9 protein-coding genes, 5 tRNA genes and 1 pseudogene are annotated in these 11,668 nt (G+C 72.0%); 3 read left to right on the forward strand and 12 right to left on the reverse strand.

All coding sequences use genetic code 11. The features are described 5' to 3' along the window. From AB0442_RS33500 to leuC, 4 genes are all read right to left on the reverse strand, one after another. On the reverse strand, positions 1-474 hold a 474-nt coding region (locus AB0442_RS33500; protein ID WP_366167375.1), incomplete at its 3' end, for an HU family DNA-binding protein. A 133-nt stretch (positions 475-607) separates the two neighbouring features. Further along, positions 608-796 (reverse strand): hypothetical protein, encoded by a 189-nt coding sequence (locus AB0442_RS33505; RefSeq protein ID WP_078661527.1) that lies wholly within the window; start codon positions 794-796, stop codon positions 608-610. A 374-nt stretch (positions 797-1,170) separates the two neighbouring features. Further along, a complete protein-coding gene (gene leuD, locus AB0442_RS33510; RefSeq protein ID WP_344627300.1) occupies positions 1,171-1,767 on the reverse strand; it encodes a 3-isopropylmalate dehydratase small subunit in 597 nt (198 codons plus the stop codon). A 3-nt stretch (positions 1,768-1,770) separates the two neighbouring features. Continuing rightward, positions 1,771-3,210, reverse strand: a complete 1,440-nt coding sequence (leuC, locus tag AB0442_RS33515; protein WP_366167376.1) for a 3-isopropylmalate dehydratase large subunit — start codon at positions 3,208-3,210, stop codon at positions 1,771-1,773. A 237-nt stretch (positions 3,211-3,447) separates the two neighbouring features. Here leuC and ndgR point away from each other — a divergent pair, with 237 nt between their 5' ends. Continuing rightward, positions 3,448-4,161 (forward strand): IclR family transcriptional regulator NdgR, encoded by a 714-nt coding sequence (gene ndgR, locus AB0442_RS33520; protein WP_030275730.1) that lies wholly within the window; start codon positions 3,448-3,450, stop codon positions 4,159-4,161. A 141-nt stretch (positions 4,162-4,302) separates the two neighbouring features. On the opposite strand, the gene AB0442_RS33525 is transcribed toward ndgR, so the two are convergent. From AB0442_RS33525 to AB0442_RS33560, 8 genes are all read right to left on the reverse strand, one after another. Beyond that, positions 4,303-4,377: transfer RNA gene (locus AB0442_RS33525), tRNA-Gln, on the reverse strand. 4 nt (positions 4,378-4,381) lie between these two features. After that, positions 4,382-4,454, reverse strand: a tRNA-Glu gene (locus AB0442_RS33530). 24 nt (positions 4,455-4,478) lie between these two features. Continuing rightward, a tRNA-Glu gene (locus AB0442_RS33535) sits at positions 4,479-4,551 on the reverse strand. Between the two features lie 37 nt (positions 4,552-4,588). Beyond that, positions 4,589-4,661 (reverse strand) — tRNA-Glu (locus AB0442_RS33540). A 21-nt stretch (positions 4,662-4,682) separates the two neighbouring features. Next, positions 4,683-4,754, reverse strand: a tRNA-Gln gene (locus AB0442_RS33545). 177 nt (positions 4,755-4,931) lie between these two features. Then, entirely contained in the window at positions 4,932-6,437 is a 1,506-nt protein-coding gene (gene gltX, locus AB0442_RS33550; protein WP_366167377.1) for a glutamate--tRNA ligase, read from the reverse strand. Beyond that, the gene (locus tag AB0442_RS33555; protein ID WP_366167378.1) at positions 6,430-7,230 is read right to left on the reverse strand and encodes a fumarylacetoacetate hydrolase family protein; all 801 of its coding nucleotides are present in this window, start codon (positions 7,228-7,230) and stop codon (positions 6,430-6,432) included. Before AB0442_RS33555 ends, gltX begins: the two co-directional genes overlap by 8 nt. Before the next feature lie 171 nt (positions 7,231-7,401). Beyond that, the gene (locus AB0442_RS33560; protein WP_366167379.1) at positions 7,402-7,623 is read right to left on the reverse strand and encodes a hypothetical protein; all 222 of its coding nucleotides are present in this window, start codon (positions 7,621-7,623) and stop codon (positions 7,402-7,404) included. Positions 7,624-8,085: 462 nt separating this feature from the next. Between AB0442_RS33560 and AB0442_RS33565 the strand changes: the two genes are divergently transcribed. Continuing rightward, positions 8,086-11,592, forward strand: a complete 3,507-nt coding sequence (locus AB0442_RS33565) for a nitrate- and nitrite sensing domain-containing protein (protein WP_366167380.1) — start codon at positions 8,086-8,088, stop codon at positions 11,590-11,592. A 10-nt stretch (positions 11,593-11,602) separates the two neighbouring features. Continuing rightward, positions 11,603-11,668 (forward strand): annotated as a pseudogene (locus AB0442_RS33570) (roadblock/LC7 domain-containing protein); the annotation flags it as partial.

Below are 11,668 nucleotides of genomic sequence, written 5' to 3' on the forward strand. Positions count from 1 at the left end.
CTTCGCCGCAGCGGCGGTCTTGGCGGGAGCCGCCTTCTTCGCGGCCGTCTTCTTGGCGGCCGCGGCGGCGGTGCCGGTGGCGGCCGCGACGCGCTTGGTGGCGGCGCGCTTGGCGGCGGCCGTGGTGGCGCCGCCCTTGCCCGGGGTGAGCGAGCCCTTGGGGGCCTTCTTGACCGAGGGGCCTTCCTTCGGCAGCTTCTTGGAGCCGCTGACGAGGTCCTTGAAGCCCTGGCCGGGACGGAAGCGCGGGACGGAGGTCTTCTTGACCTTGACGCGCTCACCGGTCTGCGGGTTGCGGGCGAAGCGCGCGGAGCGCTCCACCTTCTCGAAGGTGCCGAAGCCGGTGACCGAGACCCGGTCACCGGCCACGACGGCACGCACCATGGTGTCGAGCACTGCGTCGACGGCCTCTGCGGCAGCCTTGCGACCGCCCAGCTGCTCGGCCACCGCTTCGACAAGCTGAGCCTTGTTCACGTCTTCCCCTTCGGAAACGGGCGCCGGATGAATCCATCCGTTCATTTCGCACGTTAGGTACGTATCTGCGGACTTTCAATTACCAAACGCGTGAATCACCCTAGTGTCGCAATGGATTTGCGCGTTCGCGTCCTCAGCCGAGCGGCGGGCGCCCCGCGTCGAGGTCCTGCACAAAGCGACTCAACCGCCGGGCCGCCCCCGGGAGATCGCGCTTGGCGGTCTCCGTGACGATCAGCAGTTGACGGGTGAGAGCGGTCTTTGCTTCCGCTGACACGTTCAGCGCAGATACGCGAGCGTGGGCTTGCTTCAACCGCTCGGCCACAAGCGCGAAGAGCGCTTCGGCTTCCGGGTCGTCCGGTTCCTCAGCAGGTGAGGTCTGGTCGTCCGTCCGGCCGTCAATTCGACCGCCGGCTGCACCGCCGTTCGCCTCCGGGTGCGCGGGATCGCCGCCCGCGTACGGAGGTTCGTCGTGCCGGTGCATGCAACGATTGTGCCATCTGTTGTGATGTGCCCTGCGCAAGGGGGGTCTTGGGCAAATGCCCGGTGCTGTTCCGAGTGGGTGTCAGACCCGAACTCGGACTCGAACTCCGGCCGGCCGGGAAGGGCCGCGTCGATGCACCCGGGGGCCGAACGGCGGATGGCCCGCCCCCCCGAGGGGAGGCGGGCCATCCGGCGTACGCGCGGAGTTGCGGGCCGTCAGGCGACCGGCAGGGTGCGCGGCTTGAACGAGGGGCGGGTCGCCTCGAAAGCGGCGATGTCGGCCTCGTTCTGCAGCGTGATGCTGATGTCGTCCAGGCCGTTCAGCAGGCGCCAGCGGACGTTGTCGTCGAGCTCGAAGGAGGCGGTCACGCCCTCGGCGCGGACCTCGCGGGCCTCCAGGTCGACGGTGATCTCGGCGGTCGGGTCCGCCTCGACCAGCTCCCACAGCCGCTCGACGGTCTCCTGCGGCAGGACGACGGTCAGCAGGCCGTTCTTCAGCGAGTTGCCGCGGAAGATGTCGGCGAAGCGCGAGGAGATCACGGCCTGGAAGCCGTAGTTCTGCAGTGCCCAGACGGCGTGCTCGCGGGACGAGCCGGTGCCGAACTCGGGGCCGGCCACCAGGACGCTGGCACCCTGCCGCTCGGGGCGGTTGAGGACGAAGTCCTCGTCCTTGCGCCAGGCCTCGAACAGGCCGTCCTCGAAGCCGGAGCGGGTGACCTTCTTCAGCCAGTGCGCCGGGATGATCTGGTCGGTGTCCACGTTGCTGCGGCGCAGCGGGACGGCCCGGCCGGTGTGGGTGGTGAACTTCTCCATGGCTCAGGCCTCCACGGCGACGGGGTTGGCCGCCGGGTCGGCGGGCTTCAGATCAGCAGGAGATGCCAGGTGACCCAGCACGGCGGTCGCGGCGGCGACCTGCGGGGAGACCAGGTGGGTGCGGCCGCCCTTGCCCTGGCGGCCCTCGAAGTTGCGGTTCGAGGTCGAGGCGCAGCGCTCGCCCGGGGCCAGCTGGTCCGGGTTCATGCCGAGGCACATCGAGCAGCCCGCGTGGCGCCATTCGGCGCCGGCGGCGGTGAAGACCTTGTCCAGGCCCTCCTCGACGGCCTGCAGGGCGACCCGGACGGAGCCGGGGACGACCAGCATCCGCACGCCGTCGGCGACCCGGCGGCCGTCCAGGATGTCGGCGGCGGCCCGCAGGTCCTCGATCCGGCCGTTGGTGCAGGAGCCGACGAAGACGGCGTCGACGGGGACCTCGCGCAGCGGGGTGCCGGCCTCCAGGCCCATGTACTTCAGGGCGTTCTCGGCGGCGATCCGCTCCTGCGGGTCCTCGAAGTCCTCGGGGTTCGGGACGCTGGCGCCGAGCGGGGCGCCCTGGCCCGGGTTGGTGCCCCAGGTGACGAACGGCGTCAGCGAGCCGGCGTCGATGAACACCTCGGCGTCGAAGACGGCGTCCTCGTCGGTGGTCAGGGTGCGCCAGTACGCGACGGCGGCGTCCCAGTCCTCGCCCTCGGGGGCGTGCGGGCGGCCCTTGAGGTAGTCGAAGGTGGTGTCGTCGGGGGCGATCATGCCGGCCCGGGCGCCCGCCTCGATGGACATGTTGCAGATGGTCATCCGGGCCTCCATGGAGAGGCTGCGGATGGCGGAGCCGCGGTACTCCAGGACGTAGCCCTGGCCGCCACCGGTGCCGATCTTGGCGATGATGGCGAGGATCAGGTCCTTGGCGGTGACGCCCTCGGGCAGTTCGCCCTCGACGGTGATGGCCATGGTCTTGAACGGGGCCAGCGGCAGGGTCTGGGTGGCCAGCACGTGCTCGACCTGGCTGGTGCCGATGCCGAACGCCAGTGCGCCGAAGGCGCCGTGGGTGGAGGTGTGGGAGTCGCCGCAGACCACGGTGGTGCCGGGCTGGGTGAGGCCCAGCTGCGGGCCGACGACGTGCACGACGCCCTGCTCGACGTCGCCCAGCGAGTGGATGCGCACGCCGAACTCGGCGGCGTTCCTGCGCAGCGTCTCCAGCTGGACCTTGGAGACCGGGTCGGCGATCGGCTTGTCGATGTCGAGGGTCGGGGTGTTGTGGTCCTCGGTGGCGATCGTGAGATCGGTGCGGCGGACCTTGCGGCCGGCCAGCCGGAGGCCGTCGAACGCCTGCGGGCTGGTGACCTCGTGCAGCAGGTGCAGGTCGATGAAGAGGAGGTCGGGCTCGCCCTCGGCGCGCCGGACGACGTGGTCGTCCCAGACCTTCTCTGCGAGTGTCCGTCCCATCGCTTTCCCTCCAGCCGGCCGCATTGCCGGCCTTCTCGTGTCGTCGGGGTCTCTTCCGGTGCTGCCCTGGTGAGGCTCGCTGCGGAGTCGCGACCTGCACGCCGGATCGTCTGTCCAGGATGTGGACGCTTTGGTGAGGGTCCATCCTGGGTGTCTCCCGGGCTGCTGCATCAAGAGTGGCGCTTTTCTCGGAAGATTGAACTTGCGTCTCGCCCACTGAGACTGCAGTATCGAGACATGGACAACACTAGCGGCGTCGGCGTTCTCGACAAGGCCGCTCTGGTGCTGAGCGCACTGGAGTCTGGCCCCGCCACGTTGGCGGGGCTGGTCGCCGCCACCGGTCTGGCGCGGCCCACGGCCCACCGACTCGCCGTCGCACTCGAACACCACCGCCTGGTCACCAGGGACATGCAGGGCCGGTTCATCCTCGGCCCCAGACTCGCCGAGCTCTCCGCCGCGGCGGGCGAGGACCGCCTCCTCGCCACCGCCGGGCCGGTGCTCACCCACCTGCGCGACGTCACCGGCGAGAGCGCCCAGCTCTACCGCCGCCAGGGCGAGATGCGCATCTGCGTCGCCGCCGCCGAGCGGCTCTCCGGTCTGCGGGACACCGTCCCGGTCGGCTCCACCCTGCCGATGAAGGCCGGCTCCGCCGCCCAGGTCCTGCTGGCCTGGGAGGAGCCGGAGCGCCTGCACCGCGGTCTGCAGGGCGCCCGCTTCACCGCGACGGCGCTCAGCGGCGTGCGGCGCCGCGGCTGGGCCCAGTCGATCGGCGAGCGCGAGCCGGGCGTGGCGTCCGTCTCCGCGCCCGTCCGCGGCCCCTCCAACCGCGTGGTGGCCGCCGTCTCGGTCTCCGGCCCGATCGAGCGCCTCACCCGCCACCCGGGCCGGCTGCACGCCCAGGCCATCATCGAGGCCGCCAACCGCCTCACCGAGGCGCTCCGCCGCGGCTGACGCCCGGCGGTACCGGCGACGACGGAAGGGCCCGCCCCGGAACGCGGGGCGGGCCCTTCGGGCTGCGCGCGGGAATTCCGGGACGGTCCGGGAAACGGGTCGGGCCGGAAAACAAAAAAGCCCCGGTCACCCGGAGCTTGTTGGCTGGGGTACCAGGACTCGAACCTAGACTAAATGAACCAGAATCACTCGTGCTGCCAATTACACCATACCCCAAAAGTACCCCCGACCGGATTCGAACCGGCGCTACCGCCTTGAGAGGGCGGCGTGCTAGGCCGCTACACAACGGGGGCCCGCACCACCGAGGTGGTGCTGAGTACCCCCGACCGGATTCGAACCGGCGCTACTGCCTTGAGAGGGCAGCGTGCTAGGCCGCTACACAACGGGGGCATACTCATTCACTCTGCAATTTTCCGAAGAAACTGCGTACCCCCGACCGGATTCGAACCGGCGCTACCGCCTTGAGAGGGCGGCGTGCTAGGCCGCTACACAACGGGGGCTTGCACTGCTGCTGTACTGCGCTGGGGTACCAGGACTCGAACCTAGACTAACTGAACCAGAATCAGTCGTGCTGCCAATTACACCATACCCCACCAGAGTTCAACCCCTGCGGGGCCTTCGCTCGGTGTCTTGCGCCTCCCTGCCCGGGCGGCGCAGAAAGAACATTACCCGACGCCAGGCCCGGCTCCAAAATCGATAACCGCAGGCAGGGCGCCGGGGCGCCTGCGGCCCTGGTCAGCGCACCGGGGCCGCAGGCGGCGCGGACGGCCTCAGGAGGCCGGCGCGGCCTCCAGGGCGGCCCTCAGCCGACGCAGCGTCTCGGCGCGGCCCAGCAGCTCCATCGACTCGAACAGCGGCGGGGAGACCCGGCGGCCGGTCACCGCCACCCGCAGCGGGGTGAAGGCGAACTTGGGCTTGATCCCGAGGCCGTCCACCAGGGCCTCGCGCAGCGCGGCCTGGATCGCGTCCGGGGTGAAGTCGGCCAGCGCCTCCAGTGCCTCCACGGACGCCTCCAGGACCGGCCGGGCGTCGGCTCCGAGCGCCTTGGCGGCGTCGTCCGGGTCGACCGCGAAGTCCGCCGGGTCGACGAACAGGAAGCCGGCCATCGGGACGATCTCGCTCAGCACGACCATCCGCTCCTGGGTGAGCGGGGCGACGGCGGCCAGCAGGTCGAGCTGGTGCGCGGTGGGCTCGGCCGGCAGCAGTCCGGCGGCCTGCAGGTACGGCACCAGCCGGCGGACGAAGTCCTCCGGGTCGAGCGCGCGCAGGTGCTCGGCGTTGATCGCCTCGCACTTCTTCAGGTCGAAGCGGGCCGGGTTGGCGTTGACCTTGGCGATGTCGAAGGCCTCGACCATCTCCGCCATGGAGAAGCGGTCCCGGTCCTCGGAGAGCGACCAGCCCAGCAGGGCCAGGTAGTTGAGCAGGCCCTCGGGCAGGAAGCCGCGCTCGCGGTAGAGGTTGAGCGAGGCCTGCGGGTCCCGCTTGGAGAGCTTCTTGTTGCCCTCGCCCATCACGTACGGCAGGTGGCCGAAGCGCGGGGTGGTGCCGCCGCCCACGCCGATGTCGGCGAGCGCCGCGTAGAGGGCGATCTGGCGCGGCGTCGAGGAGAGCAGGTCCTCCCCGCGCAGCACGTGGGTGATGCCCATCAGGGCGTCGTCGACCGGGTTGACGAGGGTGTAGAGCGGGGCGCCGTTGGCCCGGACGATGCCGTAGTCGGGCACGTCCTTGGGGTCGAAGGCGACCGGGCCGCGGACGAGGTCGTCGAAGGCGAGGGTGGTGTCCGGCATCCGGAACCGGAGGATCGGGCTGCGGCCCTCCAGCCGGTACACCGCGACCTGGTCCTCGCTCAGCTCGCGGCAGTGGCCGTCGTAGCCGGACGGCCTGCCCGCCGCACGGGCGGCCTCGCGGCGGGCGTCGAGCTCCTCGGTGGAGCAGTAGCAGTGGTAGGCGTGCCCCGCCTCGTGCAGCCGGCGGGCGACGTCGGCGTAGACGTCCATCCGCTGGGACTGCCGGTAGGGCGCGTGCGGGCCGCCGACCTCGGGGCCCTCGTCCCAGTCGAAGCCGAGCCAGCGCATCGCGTCGAGCAGCTGGCCGTACGACTCCTCGGAGTCGCGGGCGGCGTCGGTGTCCTCAATCCGGAACACCAGGGTGCCGCCGTGGTGGCGGGCGAACGCCCAGTTGAACAGGGCGGTGCGGACCAGCCCGACGTGCGGGTTGCCGGTCGGGGACGGGCAGAAGCGGACCCGGACGTCCGGGCCCGCGAGGGAGTCAGCCACGCTTGATCACCTTGTTGGCGAGGGTGCCGATGCCTTCGACGGAGACGGCGACCTCGTCGCCGATGCTGAGGGGGCCGACGCCCGCGGGGGTGCCGGTCAGGACGACGTCGCCCGGCAGGAGCGTCATCGCCTCGGAGATGTGCGCGATCAGTTCGGGGATCGAACGCACCATCAGGGAGGTGCGGCCGGTCTGCCGCAGCTCGCCGTTGACGGTGCAGGTGATCGCCAGGTCGGACGGGTCCAGCTCGGTCTCGATCCACGGGCCGAGCGGGCAGGAGGTGTCGAAGCCCTTGGCCCGGGCCCACTGGCCCTCGCGCTGCTGGACGTCGCGCGCGGTGACGTCGTTGGCGCAGGTGTAACCGAGGATCACCTCGGGGACGCGCCCCACCGGGACCTCGCGACACATCCGGCCGATCACCACGGCGAGTTCCGCCTCGTGCTGCACGTCCGAGGAGAACGGCGGGTAGGCGACGGACTCCGTCGGGCCGACGACCGCGGTGGACGGCTTGAAGAAGGTCAGCGGGACGTCCGGGACCTCGTTGCCGAGCTCGGCGGCGTGCGCCGCGTAGTTGCGGCCGACCGCGACGATCTTGTTGGGCAGCATCGGCGCCAGCAGGCGGACGTCCTGCATCCGGTAGCTCTCACCGGAGAGCTGCGGCGGCCCGAACGGGTGGCCGGCCAGCGCGTGCACCACCAGGGAATCGGGTTGGGCCGGGTCGCCCTCGACGACGCCGAAGGAGACGCTGCCGGCGGCAGGGCTCCCTTCCCGGACGGAAAACCTGGCGATACGCACCCTGCAGCCTCTCGGTCGGTGGCCTGCTCGATCGTCCCCAGGCTATCGCGCGGGGTGCCGCCGGCCCGGGGGCGCGCGGCGGCGGGGGGGCGCTCGTGCACCCCGGACGCCCCGGACACGCCGAGGGGCGCCGACCGGTGCGGTCGGCGCCCCTCCTGCGGGCGGATGCGCTCAGTCCCGGGGCAGCCGCGGCGCGGGCGCCACCATCAGCTGGGTGCGGCGCGGGTTGGCGGTGCTGTCGGGCAGCTCGACGGCGTACTCGCGCGGCTCCTGCGCGGCCACCGCGCCGGGGAGCTGGGCGAAGTCCGCGACGGAGGCCAGGGTGGTCCGACGCGGGTTGGCGGTCGGTCGGACGGTGAGCGTGGACTTCGCGGCCTTCGTCGGCTGGGACATGGGCGGGGCACCTTGGTTTCGCGAGGAGGACTTTTGGGCGGGCGCGGGCCTGGGAAGGCTCTCCGCGACCCCGCCAAGGGTAAGGATCTCCTGTCACAGGAGCCGTGACCAAAGCTACACATTAATCTGTGACTTTGGTCACAATTACGTGATCCATTTCGGCTTTCGGGACATTCGGGGCGGTTCGATAATTCGGACATAACGCCCATCTCGGACATTGGTCGCACATGTCCGAGCTCCACCCGGTCGGCCGAAGGGTGCTGCGTGTCCGAAAAGAGCCGTATTACCGGCGCGTAACCGCACGGACCGTGAGAGCCTGCGCGCGGTCGGTAGCTCAGGACACCGAGTCATAACGGCCCTTGTTGGACTTCTCGCGCTGTGCTGGAATGCCACGGAAAAACTCGACACCGTCCCCCTCCGCGCCAGCGGGGAGGGGCGCCCGGTCCAGAGGTTGCGACGCCAGTGCAGGGACGTTTCAAGAGGGGCAGCGGCGCCGCGGGTGACCCGGAGTCGCGCGAGCCGGTGGCCGGCCCCCACCAGGCAGCGCCGACAGCAGGCCAGGCCGGCGGCAGCGCCGAGCCCGCCGACGACACGGTCACGGACGGCCACGACGCGGCCGACGCCAAGTCGGGCCGTTCGCGGCTCCGCAGCACGCTCAACTACCGCCGGGCGACCGGCCTCAACAGGTTCGCGCTGCGCAACTGGCGCATCCGCACGCGCCTGATCGCGCTGCTGCTGCTCCCCGTGATGGTGGCGCTCGTCCTCGGCGGTCTGCGCGTGCAGACCTCGATGGAGAACTCCCGCCAGCTGGCGCAGATGACCGACCTCGCGGACCTCGCCCGCCGCGCGACCGCGCTGGCCGACGCCCTGGAGACCGAGCGCGACATCAGCGCCGGCCCGCTCACCGCCAAGCCCGGCGAGCGGCAGGACCCGGACGTCATGGACGCCCAGAAGAACACCGACCAGCTGAGCAAGGCCTTCGCCACCAGCGCCGACAAGTTCGACGAGCTCGACCTCGCCGGTGGAAAGGCCCTGCTGCTGCAGGTCCGCAAGGACCTCAACCAGCTGTCGGAGGCGCGCGGCTCCGCGTACACCAACATCGACAACATTCAGGCCACCGTCCTGAACTACGACGTGATCATCAAGGGTCTCATCGGCATCACCGAGGAGATCGCGATCGCGTCGAACTCGACCGAGCTGATCAAGATCACCCGGGCGCTCAGCCAGTTCGCGCTGTCCAAGGAGAACGCGTCCATGCAGCGCGCGCTGATCTCCGCCGCGCTGGCCCGCCCGCAGAAGGCCGACCTCTCCCCCTCCGACGAGACCTTCGGCATCCGGCTGCAGGTCTCCGAGGAGTCCGCGCTCGCCAACTTCACCGCCATCTACGGTGACGAAGAGGCCCGCAAGAAGCGCTCCAGCCTGAGCTTCAACCAGACCATCGCGGACACCGACCGGTACACCCAGCAGGTCCTCAACACCAACGGCATCCGGCAGACCGACCCGCGCACCTACACGGACTGGTACGACGCCGCCAGCGTCAAGATCAACGCCGAGCAGCGCATCGAGACCCAGCTGCTCGAGGACCTCGACGGCAAGGCCCAGAAGCTGCAGTCCGACGCCGACACCGAGGCGCTCGTCAACGCCGCGCTGATCGCCGTCGTCCTCATCGTCGCCATCGCCGGTGCGGCCATCGTGGCCCGCTCGATGGTGCGCTCGCTGACCCGTCTGCAGACCGCGGCCGAGGACGTCGCCGAGCGCCGTCTGCCCGAGCTGGTCAAGACCCTCTCCGAGAGCGACCCGCACGACGTCGACGTCACCGTCGAACCCGTCGGCGTCGACTCCGCGGACGAGATCGGCCACGTGGCCTCCGCGTTCGACATGGTGCACCGCGAGGCCGTCCGCCTCGCCGCCGAGCAGGCCCTCCTGCGAGGCAACATCAACGCGATGTTCACCAACCTCTCGCGCCGCAGCCAGGGCCTCATCCAGCGCCAGCTGTCGCTCATCTCCGAGCTGGAGAGCCGCGAGGCCGACCCGGACCAGCTGGCCAGCCTCTTCAAGCTGGACCACCTCGCGACCCGCATGCGCCGCAACGGTGAGAACCTCCTCGTCCTCGCGGGTGAGGACCCGGGCCGCCGCTGGACCCGCCCCGTCCCGCTGGTCGACGTGCTCCGCGCCGCCGCCTCCGAGGTGGAGCAGTACGAGCGCATCGAACTCGCCGCGGTGCCGTCGACCGAGGTCGCCGGCCGCGTCGTCAACGACCTCGTCCACCTCCTCGCCGAGCTGCTGGAGAACGCGACCTCGTTCTCCAGCCCGCAGACCCGCGTCCGGGTCACCGGCCACGCGCTGCCCGACGGCCGGGTGCTGGTCGAGATCCACGACACCGGCATCGGCCTGAGCCCGGACGACCTCGCGGACATCAACGAGCGCCTCGCGAGCCCGCCCACCGTCGACGTCTCCGTCTCCCGCCGCATGGGCCTCTTCGTGGTCGGCCGCCTGTCCCTGCGACACGGCATCCGCATCCAGCTGCGTCCCAGCGACTCCGGCGGCACCACCGCACTCGTCATGCTGCCGGTGGACGTCACCAACGCCTCCGGCCGTCCGGGCCAGCGCCCCGCCGGCGGCGCGGCCGGCAAGGGCCGCGGCCTCGGCCCCACCCCGCGCCAGCAGGGCCGCGGCACCGCGGCGGAGGCCCTCGCGGGCCGCTCCGCCGCCGCGCTCGGCCAGGCCCCGACCGGTGCCCCGGCGCGTCCGCAGCTCGGTCAGGGCCCGCAGGGCGGTGCCCCGCAGCAGCCCCAGCAGCCCCAGCAGCCCCAGCAGCCCCAGGGCGGTCGTCCCGCCGGCGGCCTGCCGACCCGTGAGGTCGGCCAGGCGCTGCGCGAGACCTCCGCGCCGAACCAGCAGGGCCAGCAGGCCCCGCAGGGCCAGCCCAACCAGCAGGGCCAGCCGCGGCGGGTCCCGGGCGCGTCCGGTGCCCCGGGCCCGCAGGGCGGTCCCGGCGGCCTGCCGCGGCGCGGCCCGGAGCAGGGCCCCGGCGGCCGTGCCCCGATGCCGGAGCGCCAGCGTCCGGAGGCCGGCCCGCAGGGCGGCCGTCCCGTCCCCGGCCAGCAGCGCCCGCAGGCGCCGCAGCAGCCGGGCCCGGCGGAGAGCCCCGTCGAGTCCACCGTGCAGTTCGGCCGGCCGCGCTTCGAGGCCAGCGACATCGACCCGCGCGACCCGCTGGGCCTCGGCCTGGTGGAGCCGGTCCTGCCGGACCCGACCACCCAGCCGGGCGGCGGCCAGCCGTTCGCTCAGCAGGCCCCGCAGCAGCCCCAGCCGCAGCAGCAGGCCCAGCCGATGGCGCTGCCGACCGGCCCCGGCCCGGAGGACACCCAGCAGTGGTTCCGTCCGGAGGACGGCGGCCAGCAGCAGGCCCGTCCGCGCCCGCAGCAGCAGCCGCAGTACCAGCCGCAGCGCCCCGGCACCTCGGCGCCGGGCGTCCCGCCGCAGCAGCAGGCCCCGCAGGGCCCGCCGCGCCAGCAGCAGCGCCCGCAGGCGCCGCAGCAGCCGGCCGGTCCGCAGGGCGGCCCGCAGCGTCCGGGCCCGCAGGCCGGTCCGCAGCGGCCCGGTCCGCAGGGCGGTGAGCCCGGCCGCCGCGAGGCCGCCGAGGCCCCGTGGCGCCCGTCGGCCAACGACGAGCGCTGGCGCCGTGCCGAGCAGGTGCGCGAGCCCTCGACCAGCGGCCTGACCACCTCGGGTCTGCCGCGCCGCACCCCGCAGGCCAACCTGGTCTCCGGCACCGCCGAGTCGGCGCCGCTGACCGGCCCGCAGGTCTCCCGCAGCCCGGAGGAGGTCCGCGGCCGCCTGACCAACCTGCGCCGCGGCATCCAGCAGGGCCGCCAGGCCGGCCAGGGTCAGGGTCAGGGCCAGAACAACTTCGGCCGCCAGCAGCAGGGCTTCGACGGCTTCGGCCAGAACCACCAGGAGCGTTGAGTTGAGTCAGATGAGCCAGGCCGCACAGAACCTGAACTGGCTGATCACCAATTTCGTGGACAACACCCCCGGGGTG

The sequence above is a fragment of the Kitasatospora sp. NPDC085895 genome (genome assembly GCF_040702125.1).
Taxonomy (GTDB): domain Bacteria; phylum Actinomycetota; class Actinomycetes; order Streptomycetales; family Streptomycetaceae; genus Kitasatospora; species Kitasatospora arboriphila.